The organism is Clostridium sp. Marseille-P2415 (assembly GCF_900155545.1).
GTDB lineage: Bacteria > Bacillota > Clostridia > Lachnospirales > Lachnospiraceae > Lacrimispora.
The window spans coordinates 2237893-2255429 of sequence record NZ_LT732526.1 but is presented as its reverse complement, the minus strand read 5'-3'; the positions used below and the strand labels follow the sequence as shown (position 1 = coordinate 2255429).

19 protein-coding genes are annotated in these 17537 nt (G+C 48.7%); 18 read left to right on the top strand and 1 reads right to left on the bottom strand.

What is annotated here, in order from left to right; genetic code table 11:
• The first annotated feature begins 5 nt into the window (after positions 1 to 5).
• From BQ9856_RS15290 to nhaC, 12 genes are all read left to right on the top strand, one after another.
• Positions 6 to 353: a winged helix-turn-helix domain-containing protein gene (locus BQ9856_RS15290; protein WP_077611807.1), complete on the top strand. Its 348-nt coding sequence runs from the start codon at positions 6 to 8 to the stop codon at positions 351 to 353.
• Between the two features lie 103 nt (positions 354 to 456).
• The gene (locus tag BQ9856_RS15285) at positions 457 to 1491 is read left to right on the top strand and encodes a molybdopterin-binding protein (RefSeq protein WP_077611806.1); all 1035 of its coding nucleotides are present in this window, start codon (positions 457 to 459) and stop codon (positions 1489 to 1491) included.
• A gap of 6 nt (positions 1492 to 1497) precedes the next feature.
• Positions 1498 to 1998: a cyclic pyranopterin monophosphate synthase MoaC gene (gene moaC / locus BQ9856_RS15280; RefSeq protein ID WP_077611805.1), complete on the top strand. Its 501-nt coding sequence runs from the start codon at positions 1498 to 1500 to the stop codon at positions 1996 to 1998.
• Positions 1995 to 2963 carry a GTP 3',8-cyclase MoaA gene (gene moaA / locus BQ9856_RS15275; RefSeq protein WP_077611804.1) on the top strand — a complete coding sequence of 323 codons (969 nt, stop codon included), beginning with the start codon at positions 1995 to 1997 and terminating at the stop codon, positions 2961 to 2963. The genes moaC and moaA overlap by 4 nt, the downstream gene beginning before the upstream one ends.
• A 4-nt stretch (positions 2964 to 2967) precedes the next feature.
• Complete coding sequence (locus BQ9856_RS15270) at positions 2968 to 3411, top strand: MOSC domain-containing protein (RefSeq protein WP_077611803.1); 444 nt, start codon at positions 2968 to 2970, stop codon at positions 3409 to 3411.
• Entirely contained in the window at positions 3390 to 3881 is a 492-nt protein-coding gene (locus tag BQ9856_RS15265) for a MogA/MoaB family molybdenum cofactor biosynthesis protein (protein WP_077611802.1), read from the top strand. Before BQ9856_RS15270 ends, BQ9856_RS15265 begins: the two co-directional genes overlap by 22 nt.
• A gap of 22 nt (positions 3882 to 3903) precedes the next feature.
• Positions 3904 to 4704, top strand: coding sequence for a selenium-dependent molybdenum cofactor biosynthesis protein YqeB (gene yqeB / locus BQ9856_RS15260; RefSeq protein ID WP_077613391.1), 801 nt, complete (start codon positions 3904 to 3906; stop codon positions 4702 to 4704).
• Positions 4701 to 5567, top strand: a complete 867-nt coding sequence (gene modA / locus BQ9856_RS15255) for a molybdate ABC transporter substrate-binding protein (protein ID WP_077611801.1) — start codon at positions 4701 to 4703, stop codon at positions 5565 to 5567. Before yqeB ends, modA begins: the two co-directional genes overlap by 4 nt.
• A 22-nt stretch (positions 5568 to 5589) precedes the next feature.
• A complete protein-coding gene (gene modB, locus BQ9856_RS15250; RefSeq protein ID WP_077611800.1) occupies positions 5590 to 6258 on the top strand; it encodes a molybdate ABC transporter permease subunit in 669 nt (222 codons plus the stop codon).
• Positions 6255 to 7301: a sulfate/molybdate ABC transporter ATP-binding protein gene (locus BQ9856_RS15245; RefSeq protein ID WP_077611799.1), complete on the top strand. Its 1047-nt coding sequence runs from the start codon at positions 6255 to 6257 to the stop codon at positions 7299 to 7301. The genes modB and BQ9856_RS15245 overlap by 4 nt, the downstream gene beginning before the upstream one ends.
• 26 nt (positions 7302 to 7327) lie before the next feature.
• Positions 7328 to 7903, top strand: a complete 576-nt coding sequence (locus BQ9856_RS15240) for a nucleotidyltransferase family protein (RefSeq protein ID WP_077611798.1) — start codon at positions 7328 to 7330, stop codon at positions 7901 to 7903.
• An 87-nt stretch (positions 7904 to 7990) separates the two neighbouring features.
• Entirely contained in the window at positions 7991 to 9385 is a 1395-nt protein-coding gene (gene nhaC, locus BQ9856_RS15235; RefSeq protein WP_077611797.1) for a Na+/H+ antiporter NhaC, read from the top strand.
• 57 nt (positions 9386 to 9442) lie between these two features.
• Here nhaC and BQ9856_RS15230 read toward each other — a convergent pair whose 3' ends face one another.
• Positions 9443 to 10096, bottom strand: coding sequence for a Crp/Fnr family transcriptional regulator (locus BQ9856_RS15230; RefSeq protein WP_077611796.1), 654 nt, complete (start codon positions 10094 to 10096; stop codon positions 9443 to 9445).
• Between the two features lie 177 nt (positions 10097 to 10273).
• Here BQ9856_RS15230 and BQ9856_RS15225 point away from each other — a divergent pair, with 177 nt between their 5' ends.
• From BQ9856_RS15225 to BQ9856_RS15200, 6 genes are all read left to right on the top strand, one after another.
• Positions 10274 to 12157: an aryl-sulfate sulfotransferase gene (locus tag BQ9856_RS15225; RefSeq protein WP_442855592.1), complete on the top strand. Its 1884-nt coding sequence runs from the start codon at positions 10274 to 10276 to the stop codon at positions 12155 to 12157.
• Between the two features lie 56 nt (positions 12158 to 12213).
• The gene (locus BQ9856_RS15220) at positions 12214 to 13065 is read left to right on the top strand and encodes a YitT family protein (RefSeq protein ID WP_077611794.1); all 852 of its coding nucleotides are present in this window, start codon (positions 12214 to 12216) and stop codon (positions 13063 to 13065) included.
• A 142-nt stretch (positions 13066 to 13207) separates the two neighbouring features.
• On the top strand, positions 13208 to 13906 hold the full coding sequence (locus BQ9856_RS15215) for a GntR family transcriptional regulator (protein WP_077611793.1): 699 nt from the start codon (positions 13208 to 13210) through the stop codon (positions 13904 to 13906).
• Positions 13907 to 14391: 485 nt separating this feature from the next.
• The gene (locus BQ9856_RS15210; protein ID WP_077611792.1) at positions 14392 to 15162 is read left to right on the top strand and encodes an acyl-CoA dehydratase activase; all 771 of its coding nucleotides are present in this window, start codon (positions 14392 to 14394) and stop codon (positions 15160 to 15162) included.
• A 16-nt stretch (positions 15163 to 15178) separates the two neighbouring features.
• Positions 15179 to 16417, top strand: coding sequence for a 2-hydroxyacyl-CoA dehydratase subunit D (locus BQ9856_RS15205; protein ID WP_077611791.1), 1239 nt, complete (start codon positions 15179 to 15181; stop codon positions 16415 to 16417).
• A complete protein-coding gene (locus tag BQ9856_RS15200) occupies positions 16414 to 17535 on the top strand; it encodes a 2-hydroxyacyl-CoA dehydratase subunit D (RefSeq protein WP_442855535.1) in 1122 nt (373 codons plus the stop codon). The genes BQ9856_RS15205 and BQ9856_RS15200 overlap by 4 nt, the downstream gene beginning before the upstream one ends.
• The last annotated feature ends 2 nt before the right edge of the window (positions 17536 to 17537 follow it).

Below are 17537 nucleotides of genomic sequence, written 5' to 3'. Positions count from 1 at the left end.
AAACGATGAAAGACGAAAGAAAGCTTAATTATCATATAAGAATCCGTGTTTTTTACGAGGAAAGGAATTTCGGACCCGGGGTTGCGGGGTTAATGAAGCTTGTGAGGGAGCGGGGTTCCCTTGCCGCTGCCTGCCAGGAAATGCACATGGCATATTCCAAGGCCTGGAAGATCATCAATAAGGCGGAGGCGGATCTGGGCTTTTCCCTGATGGAAGGAAGAAGGGGAGGGGAAAACGGTGGAACCACCGTTCTGACTGCGGAAGGGGAAGATTTTCTGGACCGGTATCTGGCCTTTACAGAACAAATGGAAGCATTTGCAGAAAAAATATTTCACAAATATTTCCCAAAATGATAAGAACGTGATAAGATAAGAAGGAATAGGAGCCCTCCTTGTTAAGAGGGATATTCTCACTTGAGAATAACGGTACCCATAGGGAACGAAAGGACAGGCAAAAATGAAGGAAATCAGAACAGTCGATTCGGCAGGGCAGGTTCTCTGCCATGATATGACTCAGATCATACCGGGGGTAATGAAAGACGCGAAATTCAGAAAGGGACATGTGGTGACGGACGAGGACATACCGGTGCTGCTGTCCATGGGCAAGGAGCACATTTATGTATGGGAAAAAAATGAATCCCTGTATCATGAAAATGAGGCCGCCGAGATCCTGTGTGAGCTGTGCTTCAATGACCATATGGAACGCAGTGAAGTAAAAGAAGGAAAAATTGAATTGCGGTCAACGGTTCGCGGGCTTTTAAAAATAGATACCGGACTTATGGATAAAATAAACGGCATGGGCCATATGATGATCGCTTCCAGGCATCCCAACACTCCGGTGGAGCCGGGAGACAAGCTGTGCGGAACGAGGATCATTCCCCTTGTCATTGAAAAGGAAAAAATGGAAGAGGTCAGAAATATCTGCGGCGGAAAGAAAATATTTACCATATTGCCCTTTCAGGAGAAAAAGGTGGGAATTGTAACCACGGGAAGCGAGGTATTCCATGGAAGAATAAAGGATGCCTTTGGACCTGCTTTGACGGAAAAGCTAAAAGAGTATGACGCCAGAATCCTGGGGCAGACCATTACCGATGACCGGCCGGAACACACCACAAAAGCGATTCTGGATTTTATAGAACAGGGTGCTGACATGGTGCTCGTCAGCGGCGGCATGAGCGTGGATCCGGATGATAAAACCCCGCTCGCGATCCGCAGCACAGGGGCTTCGGTGGTATCCTACGGTGCTCCGGTCCTTCCGGGAGCCATGTTCTTACTTTCCTATTACCAAAAAGACGGTAAGAATATTCCCATAGCCGGTCTTCCTGGATGCGTCATGTATGCCAAAAGGACAGTGTTCGACCTGGTCCTTCCAAAGCTCATGGCAGATGATCCGGTGACAAAGGAAGAGCTTGATAAGCTGGGAAGAGGAGGGCTCTGCCTCTCCTGTGAGGTATGCCATTATCCAAACTGCGGATTCGGAAAGGGATGGTAGGGAAATATGAACGGACTGACACATTTTGATGAACAGGGGAATGCCCGCATGGTGGATGTGGGAGGTAAGGCGGAAACGGAACGGACCGCCACAGCCCACGGCTTTATCCATGTCAATGAGACGGTTTTCCATACCATTGCAGGCGGGACTGCGAAAAAAGGGGATGTGCTGGGAGTTGCCAGGGTGGCCGGGATCATGGGAGCGAAAAAGACATCTGAACTGATCCCATTGTGCCACGTGCTGATGCTGACAAAATGCGAGGTAGATTTTGTGCTTCATGAAGAGAAACAGGCAATGGAAGCCATATGCACCGTGAAAACCCATGGAAAGACCGGAGTGGAAATGGAGGCTTTGACCGGGGTGAATGTGGCATTATTAACCATATATGATATGTGCAAGGCCATGGACCGCGGGATGACCATTCATGATATCTGTCTTTTGAAAAAAGATGGCGGAAAAAGCGGGCTATATGAAAAAGGCACGGACAGCCGGGGGAGCGGCCTATGATGGACCGTTTTAACAGAACCATTGATTATATCAGGATATCTGTCACGGACCGCTGCAATCTCCGGTGCCGCTACTGCATGCCCGAGGAAGGGGTCGAACCCATGCGCCATGAGGACATCCTTACCTATCAGGAAATAATAAGGATCTGCCGGGCAGGTGCCCGCCTTGGAATCCGCAAGGCAAAGGTAACAGGCGGGGAGCCCCTGGTAAGAAAGGACGTTGAGGTCCTGATCCGGGGGCTTCTGGATATTCCGGAAATTGAGGATGTGACCATGACAACCAACGGATGCCTGTTAAAGGAAAAGGCAGCCGCTCTTAAGGCAGCGGGCTTATCCTCGGTAAATGTGAGCCTGGATACCCTGGATCCGAAGCGGTTTGCCGGGATTACAAGAAGAGACTGCTTTGAATCTGTGATGGAAGGGATCGAAAGCGCCGTATCAGCCGGGCTGAACGTAAAAGTGAACTGTGCGGTCATGGAGGAATTAAAAAAGGAAGAGATTCTGGCATTTGCCCGGTTTTCCATGGACCGCCGGATACCGGTCCGCTTTATCGAGATGATGCCCATTGGCCAGGGAAAAAATTACAAAGCCATGAAAAATGATGAGCTGGCAGGGATTTTATCGGAAGCTTACGGGGACCTTCGGGAAACCGGACAGGGAAAAGGCAATGGCCCTGCCGTCTATTATACGTGGGGAGATGGCAGCGGCTGCATTGGATTCATCAGTGCCGTCAACCACAAATTCTGCCGCGCCTGCAACCGGGTAAGGCTGACCTCAGACGGTTTTTTGAAGCTTTGCCTGGACAGCCCTGCCGGTGTGGATTTGAAGGGGCCTTTACGCGCAGGGATTTCTGACGACGGTCTTTTCGATTTGATGAGGCAGAGCATCCGGAGCAAACCGGAGAGCCACCATTTTGAAGGAAGCCATGAGAAAGCGGGCTTAAATATGAACCAGATAGGAGGATGAGCAGATGGGAAAGATTATGGCTGTCTGTATCAGCGAAAGAAAAGGAACCCAGAAGGCCAGAATAGACGAAGGATATTTTATAGAAGAATACGGAATCCAGGGGGATGCCCATGCAGGCAAATGGCACCGGCAGGTAAGCCTTTTGTCCTTTGATACCATAGAGGCCTTTAAGGCCAGGGGCGCAGAAATCGGAGACGGTGCCTTTGGGGAAAATGTCATTGTCCGGGGCGTTGATTTGACCCATCTTCCCATCGGCACCAGGTTAAAGTGCAGGGACATCCTTCTGGAAGTGACACAGATCGGGAAGGAATGTCACAGCCACTGCGAAATATACAAAAAAATGGGAGAATGCATTATGCCATCCAATGGAATCTTTACGAGGGTCCTGCATGGAGGGATCATGAAGGAAGGGGATGAAATTACAGTATGTACCGGGCTGGAATCGTAACTTTAAGTGACAGGGGAGCAGCCGGAAAGCGGGAAGATATAAGCGGACCGGTCATAAGGGAGATATTGGAAAATGCGGGCTTTTTCGTGGTCAGCTATAAGCTTTTGGCCGATGAAGGGGAAGCGCTTAAGGCAGAGCTCATGCGCTTAAGCGATGAAGTAAAATGCGATCTGGTGCTGACGACCGGGGGAACCGGTTTTTCTCCCAGGGATGTGACTCCGGAGGCCACCCTTTCGGTAGCAGACCGGAATGCCCCGGGAATTGCCGAAGCCATACGGGCTTACAGCATGACATTGACCAAACGGGCCATGTTAAGCAGGGGAGCCAGTGTTATCCGCAAATCCACGCTCATCATCAACCTGCCTGGAAGTCCAAAGGCAGTGAGAGAGAGCCTGGAATACATTCTGGATACTCTTTTCCATGGCCTGGAGATCCTGTCGGGCCAGGGGGGAGAATGTGCCGGAAAATAAAACAGGAGGTCTGGAATGCAGGATGAAAGTATTGATAAAAGGGGCCGGTGATCTGGCTACGGGCATCGCATGCCGGCTGCACCGCTGCGGTTTTGACGTGGCCATGACAGATATCGCTGTCCCGACCACGGTGCGGCGGACGGTGGCCTTTTCCAGAGCAGTCTATGAAGAGCAGGCGCTGGTGGAGGATATCACCGGAGTTTTATGCCACAGCCTGAAAGAAATCAATGAGGCGGCAGCAAGGGACCAGGTCGCAGTAATGGTAGATGAGGAATGCAGGATCCGGGAAGCCTGGAAGCCGGATGTTGTGGTAGATGCCATAATCGCAAAAAAGAATCTGGGAACGAAAATAACCGATGCGGAAATAGTTGTGGGTGTGGGCCCGGGCTTTACCGCAGGGATTGACTGCCATGCAGTGGTAGAAACTAAAAGAGGCCATGATCTGGGCCGCTGCATCTGGGATGGAAGCGCGTATCCCAACACAGGGGTACCTGGCATGATCGGCGGCTATGATAAAGAAAGGATCATCCGTGCTGCGGCTGATGGAGCATTTAAGGGGGCGGTCACGATCGGTGACCTGGTTGAAAAAGGGGATCTGGTCGGCTATTCAGGCGGAACTCCCATATATGCGCAGGTGGGGGGCGTAGTGAGAGGGCTGCTTCAGGACGGTGTGGCGGTGGGGAAGGGAATGAAGGCAGGGGATATTGACCCGAGAGGAGTCATTGATAACTGTTTCACAATCTCAGATAAGGCCGCTTCCATAGGCGGAGGCGTTTTAGAGGCGATCTTAAGTATGAAAAAGAAAAAGGAGAGAATGATATGAAAAAAACAGCGATTACGATGGGAATGATTGGACTTGTCATGATGGCATTAACAGCGTGCGGAGGCGGCAAGTCCGCTGAAACGGCCGGGACAAAGGCGGTAGGTGCTGCTTCTGCGGAAACAACAGCGGCAGTGACCGGAACGAAAGCGGAAGAAACAGCAACAGATTCCCGGACAGTCACCATTGCAGCGGCAGCCAGCCTGGAGAAATGCCTGGAGGAAGAACTGATTCCCATGTTCCGGGAAAAATACCCGAACATTAATATTGAAGGTACCTATGACAGCTCGGGAAAGCTGCAGACCCAGATCGAAGAGGGAGCCCCGGTGGACTTATTTTTCTCTGCCGCCACAAAACAGATGGATGCGCTGAAGGAGAAAGGCATGATTGCAGATGAAAGTGTCGTGAATCTCCTGGAAAATAAGATTGTATTCATTGTACCAAAAGGCGAAGAGGGCAATTACACATCCTTTGAGGATATAAAAAAGGCAGAGAGCGTGGCGCTTGGCGACCCGGAAAGCGTACCTGTGGGACAGTATTCCAAGGAAGCTCTGACCAACTTAAAGCTCTGGGATGAGGTGTCCGCCAAGACCAGCTTCGGAACCAATGTAACTGAGGTGTTGAACTGGGTGGCGGAAGGCAGCGCCAAAGCAGGTATCGTTTATGCTACGGATGCGGCCCAGAAGCCGGACCAGGTGGCGGTCGTGGCAGAGGCACCGGAAGGCAGCGTGAAAAAGGCCATTTACCCGGTCGGGATCGTGAAGGACTGCAAAAACCCGGAAGGCGCCGGGGAATTCTCAAAATTCCTTCAGTCCGATGAAGCCATGGAGATTTTTATAAAGAATGGCTTTGCAGCAGCAAAATAATGGGTAAAAGGAGGTGGAGCCAGTGGATATGTCTCCGGTACTGATATCACTTAAAACATCGGCAGTATCCATTATTTTTACATTTTTTCTCGGTATCTGGGCAGCCAGGGGAGTCATCGGAGTGAAATCGGAACGGTTAAAAAATCTGCTCGATGGGATCCTGACCCTTCCTCTGGTCCTGCCTCCTACGGTCGCGGGATTCTTCCTGCTCTATCTGTTTGGTGCAAAAAGGCCTGTCGGAAAGCTGTTAAGCGCATTGTTTGATTATAAGATCGTGTTTACCTGGCAGGCGACCGTTCTGGCGGCGGTGTTTATTTCCTTCCCCCTTATGTACCGCTCCGCCAGGGGGGCTTTTGAGCAGGTGGATGAAAACGTGCTGAATGCGGCCAGGACTCTGGGGATACCGGAAGGGAAAATATTCTGGAAGGTCCTGCTTCCCATGGCCAGGCCCGGTGTTCTTTCCGGCGGAGTGCTGGCTTTTGCCAGGGGGCTCGGGGAATTCGGGGCAACGGCCATGATCGCCGGCAATATCGCAGGGAAAACCAGAACCCTTCCCCTGGCCATTTATTCCGGAGTGGCGGCCGGCGATATGGGCGGAGCCGGGCAATATGTGGCAGTTATCGTTGCAGTCTCCCTGCTCATGGTAGCAGGTATGAATGCAGTTGCCGGAAAGGGGAGGAAGCTGTCATGAGCTTAAGCGTAAAGATTGTTAAGAAATTAAAGGATATGACGCTGGACATTGACTTTCATACCGCCGGAGACGGAGGCATAACCGGGATACTGGGCTCTTCCGGCTGCGGGAAGAGCATGACCTTAAAGTCCATTGCAGGGATCGTGACCCCTGACAGCGGAAGGATCGTTTTAAATGACCGGGTGCTGTTTGACTCGGAAAAGGGTGTGAACGTAAAGATCCAGGACCGGGGGGTGGGGTACTTATTTCAGAATTATGCCCTTTTTCCCCATATGACGGTCATGGAAAATGTAGAGATGGCTGTAGAAGGCACGAAAGCCAGAAAGAAAGAGCTGGCGGAATTTTATCTTCACATGTTCCACATCAGGGAGCTTTCGGGCCATTATCCGGGAAGGCTTTCCGGCGGGCAGCAGCAGAGGGCGGCCCTGGCCCGCGTCATGGCCTCCAGGCCTTCTGTCCTCATGCTTGACGAACCTTTTTCTGCCCTGGATTACAGCTTAAAGGAAATGCTCCAGCTGGAGCTTTTGGAGGAACTCAAAACGTTTGAAGGAGAAGTGCTTCTGGTTACCCACAGCCGGGACGAGATCTACCGGTTCTGTGAATCCATCCATGTTATCAACCGGGGAAGCATCGTTGCTTCCGGCGGTGTAAAAGAGGTATTTAAAAACCCCGGAACCGTATCTGCCGCAAGGCTTACAGGCTGTAAGAACATTGCAGGCATCCGGTACATCGGTCCTCATAAGATTTTTGTGCCGGACTGGGGGCTTACTGTTATCATAAAGGAACGGGAAGTGCCGGAAGAGGCGGATCATATCGGGATCCGGGCTCATGATCTCAAAAAAGCCATGGAAGGGGAGACAGAAAATACAATGGACTGCAGGCTTGGGCGCCTTCTCGAAGACCCTTTTGAGGTGACCCTTGTTATGGAGAATGGCATCTGGTGGAAGATCCCCAAAAACCGCTGGAAAGCGGAAATGAAAGAAAACGTGCCTTTCCGCCTGGTGATTCCGGAGGAGAGCATTTTCTTTCTTAAGGACTTGTAAACGCTTAAAAAGGGAGGTTCAAAGGCATGAAGCTGGCACTAATCCTTCTGGCAGCAGGTGACAGCCGCAGATTTAACGGCAATAAGCTGCTCCATGAATTTTATGGGAAACCCATGTACCGCTATATGATAGAGGAGGTTGATAAGCTTCCAGAGGCTCTCTTTGACCGGAAACTGGTAGTCACCCAGTACCAGGAAATTATGGACTTCTTAAAGGACCGTGGCTATGAAATTGTGGTAAACAGGGAAAGCAGCCTTGGAATCTCCCATTCCATCCATTTGGCATTAAAAGCTCTTGAAAATGAGGAAACGGATTTCTGCTTTGCGGTCTGCGACCAGCCCTATTTAAAGGCAGCCACCATAAAAGACCTGGTGAAAGGCTGGCGGGACAGCGGGAAAGGAATCGGCTGTTTGTGCAACATGGGGGAACTGGGGAATCCTGCCATATTTTCCGGTCCGTACCGGGAGGAGCTTTTAGCGCTGGAAGGAGATGTGGGAGGAAAACGGGTCATCCGGAAACATATTGAGGATCTATACCTTCATGAAGTATTGGATGGTTTGGAATTAGTGGATATTGATGTTCGTAAAAATTCTGAATCTTAGCGTGTGATATTTACTTTTACTGGAAATTAATGGTATAATGTTGATATTATACAGCATTAAAATACAACTATTGGAGGAGTAAGATTTATGGATACAAAAGAAAAGCAGTGTAAGACACTGAATGGGCTGCAATCGGCGCTTTTGATGGTATTGATCATTGCTTCCGTAGCGGTCTGCATCCGGTTAAAGGTCGGGGGACCTATGATGGGCCTGTTTTTTTCCTGGTTGATTATTTATGCATTCTGCCTGGTACTTAAGATCGATTACAAGCAGATTCAGCAGGGAGCTTTTGATGCATTAAAGGTCGTATTGCCCACCATGACCATATTGATGGCGATCGGTGTACTCATCGGAACCTGGATGATATCCGGGACCATTCCCACAATCATTGTTTACGGGCTGAAATCCATTAATCCGGCATTTCTGCTGGCATTCACCCTGATATTTACCGCTGTGTTAAGTTTGGTTACCGGAACCTCCTACGGGTCCGCCGGCAGTGCGGGAGTGGCTATGATGGCCATAGGGCATGCAATGGGATTAAATCCCGGAATGGTGGCGGGAGCCGTTATCTGCGGTGCGATGTTCGGGGATAAATTAAGCCCGTTTTCCGATACCACGAATCTTGCTCCGGCAGTGGCGGGAGCAAAGCTGGGGGATCATGTTAAGAGCATGCTGTGGACCACGGTCCCTCCAATGATCATCAGCATCATCATTTTTACCGTACTTGGCATAACCCAGACAAGCGGCGGCTATGATACGGGAGATTTAAGTTCTTATACCGGCTATCTGGAGGGAAACTTCCATATCGGCTTTGTGACTCTGCTGCCGGCTATCCTGATCATTGTACTTTTAATGTTCCGGGTCGGTGCTTTTGAAGCCCTTGGAATCGGCGCAGTTGCAGGAGCTCTCGTGGCAATTTTTATACAGGGTGCCAGTCTGCAGACCGTTTTAAAAGTATGCTACAGCGGATTTACCAGCGATACGGATATAACGGTATTAAAGTCCATATTAAACCGCGGCGGAATGAGCAGTATGCTTCAGTATGTGGCGATTATCACCTTTGCGGTCGGAATGGGCGGTATGCTGGACCGTTTGGGAGTATTAAATAAGATTCTTTCCATCTTTACAAAGAAGATCAACAGCGACGGTTCTCTGATCCTTGCCACAATCATCGTAGGATATGTGACCAGCATCATCAGCTGCTCCAGCCCCATGTCCCATGTTCTGACCGGACGTCTGATGCAGCCTCTTTTTAAAGAGAGAAAGGTGGAGCCCAGAATTTTGTCCAGATGCTTAGAGGACAGCGGAACTCTGGCCGGCCCCATGATTCCGTGGCATGGGTATGGAATTTATATGGCAGGAACCCTAGGGGTGGCATGGTCCCAGTATATCCTGTTCGTCCCCCTCTTATGGCTGACGCCGTTATTCTCCATTCTTTATGGCTTCACCGGAATTTCCATTAAACACACAGAAAATAAATAAAATAGACCCGCTGTTTTCAGGGAATTCCTGAAAAACAGCGGGTTTTGAAGTGTTTCCTTATTTTTCCCCCCGGGCCAGCCGGGTGAGCCTGTCCATGTCCAGGATGACGGTAACATGCCCTTCCTTGGTTATGACGCCCATTTCCTTTAAACGTCCGATCAGGCGGGTGACCGTAATGGTATGTATGCCGAGATAGCTGGCAATTTCATTATAAGAAAAATCCCTGTGGATGACATATCTGGAATTCTCCAGGATGGCCAGCTCGCTCAGTGCCTGGCAGAGGCTGATAAAATTGTCTCCATCCTGAAGGGTGTAGCAGTGCCTTAAAGCGTTGTCATAATGGGTTATGGTGGTTTCAAAAAGCCACCGGTAAAACTCCGGATGCTTTGCCATAAAATCCAGAAATGTGCTGTAGGGAATCTGGTACAGGGAGCATGCCGACTTTGCTGTAATGGAAAAGGCATAAAAGGTATCATCCGGATAACTGCGCCGGTAGGCGGGAGTGAAGCTGATTAAGTCCCCGGGAAGAAAATACTGGTAGATCCGTTCCTTTCCGCTGGCAGATACGCTGTGGAGCGCACATAAGCCTTTTTCCAGGCAGTATACATATTTATCGATATGGGTGCGGTTGTACAGGCAATCGTGCTTTTTTACGTGAATCAGGGTTCCGAGGGCCCGAATGGCCGGAAGATACATTTCATTTTTTTTCATAAGTTCTTTACTCCAATGACAATGATGTTAGAAAAATTATAGCATAAATGACAGAGTATAGGAAGGGTAATGTGGAAAATGTCGATTTATTGTGCGAAAATAATATCAATGGATATTTTTTTATCCCTCTCACCGGGTTATAATTTTAACAAAATTACAGGAGGGGTATCAATGGAAATGAATAGAATTGATTATGAACGGGTAAATCATCTGGTGGTTCGCCAATATGAGAGAGAGCAGGCCATGGTGCAGGAACTGCGGAACGGGAACTATACGGCTGAAAACCCATATGTGGTGCTGAATCCTTACTTTGTCAACCCGCTGGCCGCCATGATATTGTTTACCACGGCAGAAGAACAGGCTGTCACGCTTACGGTGAAGGGGAAGGAAGAGGCAGGGGATATCACCCATACCTTTCCTGCGGCAAAGGAACAGATTCTCCCGGTTCTGGGGCTCTATCCGGAATATGAAAATACTGTTGTGATTACGCTGGGGAATGGGAAAAACAGCGAGGTGAAGATACAGACGGATAAAATTAAGGACATGCCTTACCGGGCGGATTATGTGAAGACCACCAGGGAATATATGGGGGACCAGCTCATCTTCGTGACGCCGTCAGGAGATTCCCTGGCAGGAGCTTATGATTACCGCGGTGACTGCCGCTGGCATCTGGTGGAACCGTTTATATTTGATATGAAGCAGGCGAAGAACGGCCATATCCTCATCGGATCCAACCGTTTACTGAATATGCCTTATTATACGGCAGGAGTCTGCGAGATGGATTTAGTGGGAAAGATCTATACAGAATACCGCATTCCCGGAGGATATCATCACGACCAGATTGAGATGGAAGATGGAAACCTGCTGATTCTGACTCAGGAGAAGAATGCGGCTACAACAGAAGACGTGTGTGTTTTGGTGGACCGGAATACGGGAGAAATCATAAAGTCCTGGGACTATAAAAAGGTTCTGCCTCAGGATGCAGCCAAATCCGGAAGCTGGTCGGAGCATGACTGGTTTCACAACAATGCGTTATGGTACGATAAAAAGACCAACTCCCTGACTCTTTCCGGCAGGCACCAGGATGCCGTCATTAACATTGACTTTGAAACCGGAGCTTTAAACTGGATCATCGGAGATCCGGAGGGCTGGCCCGACGATATGGTAAAGAAGTATTTTTTCACTCCGGTCGGAGACGGGGATTTTGACTGGCAGTATGAACAGCATGCCTGCATGGTCCTCCCTGACGGTGACATCATGATGTTTGACAACGGTCACTGGCGCGCGAAGGATAAAGAGAATTACCGCTTAAACCGTGAAAATTTCTCCAGAGGCGTCCGCTATCACATTGATACGGAGCACAGGACCATTGAACAGGTATGGCAGTTTGGAAAGGAACGGAAAAACGATTTCTTTTCATCCTACATTTCCAATGTGGAGTATTACGGGGACGGCCATTATCTGGTGCATTCCGGAGGCATGGGCTGCAATCACGGCGTGACTTGCGAGGAGCTTCCGGTTTACATGAATTTAGAGGATCCGGAATGTGTTTTAAAGAGCATTACCGTTGAGGTTAAGGACGGAGAGGTCGTTTATGAAATGCATCTGCCCTCCAATTATTACCGCGCTGAAAAGATGAGGCTGTATCACGAGGGGGAGAATGTAACCCTGGGTATGGGGCGTGTCCTGGGAAGCCTTGGGGTTACCGGAGAGTTTGATACAGAGGTTCCGGCAGAAGCATCAGGAGAACTGCTTCCTTCCTCTTGTAAGGCAAAGCTTACGGAAGAGGATGACCGCATGGTATTTAAGGCTATGTTTCGAAGAGGGCAGCTTGTTATGTTCCAGCTGGAAAAGGCGGATGACCCGGAGGAGGTACACCGCTATTTCATATCAACAAGTGCACAAAAATTCTTAGCCATGTGCTCCGGAACTTTCCTTCCAAAGGATGACCGGGAAGTAACCTTAAACGTGGACAAGGAAGGGCTCCACGGAGTATTTGATGTGAGGGTGATCGTTGACGATGTAAAATATGAGACCGGAATCAGGCTGAATCTGGATTAACCGGGTAAAAGGAACGGGCTGCGGTTTTAAGGCAGCCCTAAACGGAGGAAATGAAAATGAACAAAAATTTCGTTCGGATCCTGGGAGTGGCAGCCGGAAATGCTGTTTTTGCCTTCGGTTTAACGGCATTTTCCATTCCAAATCATTTTCTGGTAGGAGGTACGACAGGGATTGCGCGAAGCATGGATTATTTTTTCCATTTGGATATGTCCCTGACCGTTGGATTCATCAATGTGTTCATGTTTTTTCTGGGATTCTTTCTTTTGGGAAAGCAGTTTGCGTTTACAACCATTGTCAGCACCCTGGTATTTCCTGTTTTCTTAAATCAGTTTTTGAAGATTGAAGCGCTGAAACATCTGACCGGCGACCGGCTGCTGGCTGCGCTGTTCGGCGGGATGTTAATTGGGCTGGGGCTGGGAATTGTCATGCGCCTTGGGGGCTCGACGGGCGGTATGGATATACCGCCCCTGATTCTCAACAAAAAATTCCGCATTCCCGTGGCATTCGCCATGTACTGTTTTGACATAGTAATTCTTCTGGTGCAGATGTTATATTCCGGCACAGAGGAGATACTCTACGGCATCCTTTCGGTCATGCTGACCTCGATCGTATTGAACCAGGTGCTTCTTTTTGGTGCGGGCAATGTCCAGGTTTTAATCATCAGCGGGGAATACAGGAAAATCAACGATTTCATTCAGAAGGATATGGACAGGGGGTCCACCTTTTTGCCGATCCGGACCGGGTTTGAGAATATCAGCCAAAAGGCGGTCCTGTGTATCCTGCCCAACAGGGAAATGAGTCAGTTAAACCATTATGTCCAGGAAATTGATCCAAAGGCGTTTATCATCATAAACGGAGTCCGGGAGGTCCGGGGAAGGGGGTTTACTCTGGATAAGCATTTAAAATAAGGGATACGCGGCAGCCGGGAAAGGGCGGTCATGCTTATTCCTGCTGGTTACCTGTATAAGAAACGAATTGACAGAAGTCTGTAATCAAGAGTATAATCGGCTTATAACAAGAAGTCAGCAATAAGAATTGAAGGAATGAAGCATGAACTATATGAAAAGCAATAGCCAGCCGGTTTCAGCAGATTTTGTTTTTCTCAATATCAGAAAACGCATTTTGAAGCTGGAACTGGAGCCTGGAAGCAGGATCAGTGAAAATCAGATGGCGGAAGAATACGGGGTGTCAAGAACCGTTATCCGTAATGCCTTTGCAAGGCTGAATCAGCTGGGGCTTCTTTCGGTATACCCCCAGAGAGGGACCTATGTAAGCCTGATTGATTTAAAACTGATCGGAGATCTGTTGATCTTAAGGACTGCCGTGGAAAAAGAAGAGCTTTATGAGCTGTTATCCCAAAAGGACGATGAGAAAATTCAAAAACTGGTAAAAGAACTGGAAGATAATCTAGAAAAGCAGGAAGCCTACCGGAACGTGGAAGGATATGACCTGGAATTTCAAAAGCTGGATTCGGCATTTCACCGGGCCATTGCGGAAAGTGTGGAACGGTATAATCTTATTAAGCTGCTGGAGGATTTAATGCTCCACATATCAAGATGGCGGAACTTTGACGTAGCCCTTGGTAATCGGATGTCCTGCCTGATCGATGAGCACCGGAGGATTGTAGATGAGATCAGGGGCGGAGATTTTATCAGGGCCCAGCAAGCCATGGCGGACCATCTGGAGACCATATCCGAAATCAGGGATCAGGCAAAAGAAAAATACCCTCAGTATTTCATAAACATTTAATCTGGCTGGATGAGAGGGAACGGTCAGAAATCCGTAATTTTATGGATTTCTAACCGTCCACCGTAAAAACGAAACTGGTATTGGAAATCATTTATAATGAAAATGGATCGATGCATCCGGTTGCATTTTATTTTTTGACAGAAACATGTATACAAGGATACATGTTTCTGCGATATGTTACACCCCTATTTTTTTAGAAGAGATTGTCACAAAATAGACATTATACAAGGAAAGAGGTTTATGAGTTATAATAAATAACACCATATAATATATAAAACTTTATCACATTTTTTAAAAAGTATTGACAAATTAGACAAATTTTGATAATCTATGCATGAAAAAATGTATCTTGTTACATTTAATTTTTTGATTCGATATGTATACAAGGATACATTATTTTTCAGAGGGTACTTGTATACATGTACACATCTATATTTTTTTAAGAAAGATTGTTACAAAATAAACAATGAGAAAGGAAAACGACCATGTTCACATTAGGAGTTGACATAGGCTCTACCACTTCCAAAGCAGTCATTCTGAAAGATGGACAGGAAATTCTGGCCACATCCCTGATTGCGGCAGGGACAGGAACCGACGGGCCGGGGCGGGCAATTGAGGCAGTTCTTGCGGCGGGGAGCCTTAAGCCGGAGGAGATAGCCTCTGTTTTCGCAACCGGATATGGAAGGAAGCTGTTAAAAGATGCTGATGGCGAGATGAGTGAACTGAGCTGCCATGCAAGGGGGGTCCATCATCTGCTCCCAAAAGTGCGGACCGTCATCGACATTGGGGGCCAGGATGCAAAAGTACTTTCCCTGGGTGCTGACGGGCGTCTGGCAGAATTTTTGATGAATGACAAATGTGCGGCGGGTACCGGACGGTTTCTGGATGTCATGGCAGGAATCCTTCAGCTGAAGATCGAGGATTTGGAAAAGCAGGCGGCCCTGTCAAAGGGGACAGTCAAGATATCCAGTACCTGTACGGTTTTTGCCGAATCCGAGGTCATATCCCAATTGGCAAATGGAGTTGAGATCCCGGACCTGGTAGCCGGTATCTGCCAGTCAGTAGCAAGCAGGGTGGCGGCCCTGGCGAAACGGACCGGAGTGAAAGAAATGGTGTGTATGAGCGGAGGCGTTGCGAAAAATGGCGGAGTACGAAAAGCCATGGAACAGGAGCTGGGCCTTGAAATTACCTATTCCCCGTTGGCCCAGCTGATGGGAGCTTTAGGGGCGGCGCTTTACGCTTACGATAAATCATAAAAAGGAGGAATTTTTCATGGGTGAAGGAGAAACAAAACCGAAATTTACCATTGATCCCAATTCGGCCAGGTTTAAGCTGAACGAGATCGTGGCAAAACATTACAAGGAGGTCCAGGAGGCAAAGGACAGAGGAGAAAAAATCGGCTGGTGCGCCAGCAACTTCCCTCAGGAAATTTTTCAGACACTGGGCATTAAGGTGTGCTATCCCGAGAATCAGGCAGCTGCCATTGCGGCAAGAGGTGCCGGGCAGCGGCTGTGTGAAATTTCAGAGGCGGAAGGTTATTCCAATGATATCTGTGCCTATGCAAGAATCAGCCTGGCACACATGAAGACGGGAGAGACTCCGGAACAGAACATGCCTCTGCCGGATTTCGTGCTTTGCTGCAATAACATCTGCAACTGTATGATCAAATGGTATGAAAACATCGCAAAAGAGCTTGGCATTCCGCTCATTCTCATTGACATTCCCTTTAATCCTGATTACGAGGTTTCTGAGGCCCAGGCCGCTTATGTTAAGAGCCAGTTTCTGGCGGCCATCAGGCAGCTGGAGGAGATTACGGGGAAAAAATGGAGCGATGAAAGGTTTAAGGAGGTCATGGAAATCTCAAACAGGACCTCCAGAGCATGGCTGGAGGCTACGTCTTACACCAGGTATACCCCTTCCCCGCTCAACGGCTTTGACCTGCTCAATCATATGGCAGTGGCCGTTTGCGCCAGAGGGACTGTCGAAGCAGCCCAAGCCTTTGAAACGCTGCTGGAAGAATACAAAAAAGCGGTAAAAGAGGGAACCAGTACCTTCCGTGCAGAGGAAAAATACCGGATCATGTTTGAGGGGATCGCCTGCTGGCCCCATTTAAGAGCCACGGCTGCCGGCCTGAAATCCAGGGGGATCAACATGGTGGCAACTATTTATGCCGATGCTTTTGGATTCATTTACGATGACTTCGACGGCCTGATCCGCGCTTACTGCAATGTGCCCAATGCCATGAACTTAGAGCATGCCAGAGATAAGAGGGAGAGCATTGTGAACAAGACTCATGCGGAAGGGCTCCTGGTTCATACCAACCGTTCCTGTAAGCTTTGGAGCGGCTTCATGTATGAGATGAGCCGACAGATCGGGGAGGACTGCCGGATACCGGTCACCTCATTTGACGGTGATCAGGCCGATCCGCGTAATTTCTCAGAAGCGCAATATGAAACAAGAGTCCAGGGGCTGACGGAAATCATGGAATCCAACAAGAGGGGGAATGAATGATGGCAACATTGAATGAATTATTAGCAAATTTTCATGAGATTGCGTGTTCACCAAAAAAACAGTTAGATGCATATCTGGCACAGGGAAAGAAGGTCGTGGCCTGTGTTCCTGTCTATACGCCGGAAGAGCTGGTCCATTCCATGGGACTTGTCCCCATGGGAGCGTGGGGGGCTGATATTGAACTGAAAGAGTCAAAAAAGTATTTCCCCGCATTTATCTGCTCCATCATGCAGAGCATTCTGGAACTGGGGATCAGGGGAGAATATGAAGGTATTTCAGCCATTGTGATCCCCTCCCTCTGCGATTCTTTAAAGTGTCTGGGGCAGAACTGGAAATATGCGGTGAAGGACATTCCTTTTATTCCAATGACCTATCCCCAGAACCGGAAGCCGGAGGCGGGAAAAGAATTTACCAAAGCTTCCTATGAGCGTGTCATAAGAGATCTGGAGGCAGCGGCCGGTGTAACATTCAGCGGGGCTTCCCTTGCCCGGTCAAATGAAATCTACAATAAACATAATGTGGCAATGAGAAAGCTGACAGAGGCTCTGGAACAGCATCCTTCCATCACGGCAGTCCAGAGAAGGGATATTTTTAAAAGTGCTTATTTCATGAAAAAGGAAGAGCATACGGCACTTGTCTGTCAGTTCATGGAGGCTTTGTCACAGGTAGAGGAGAAGGAAAGCAAAATCAAGGTGATCACCACCGGAATCCTGGCTGACAGCGACGGACTGCTGAAAATTTTTGATGAGCACGGGCTGCAGATTGTGGCAGATGATGTGGCCCATGAATCCAGACAGTACCGTACTGATGTGAATCTGGAACTGGAACCTTTGGAAGGACTTGCGGATAAGTTTTCCCGGATGGACCGTTGCTCCGTTCTGTATGATCCGGAAAAGAAGAGAGCCGGCTATATTGTTGATCTGGCCAAGAAATACAAAGCCAGGGGCGTGGTGGTTCTCCTGACAAAGTTCTGCGATCCGGAAGAATTTGATTATGTAATGGTGAAAAGAGCCTGTGATGGGGCAGGAATTCCTATTATCCAGATAGAAGCAGACAGGCAAATGGTAAATTACGAACAGGCAGGAACCATGATAGAAGCATTCAAAGATATGCTTTAACA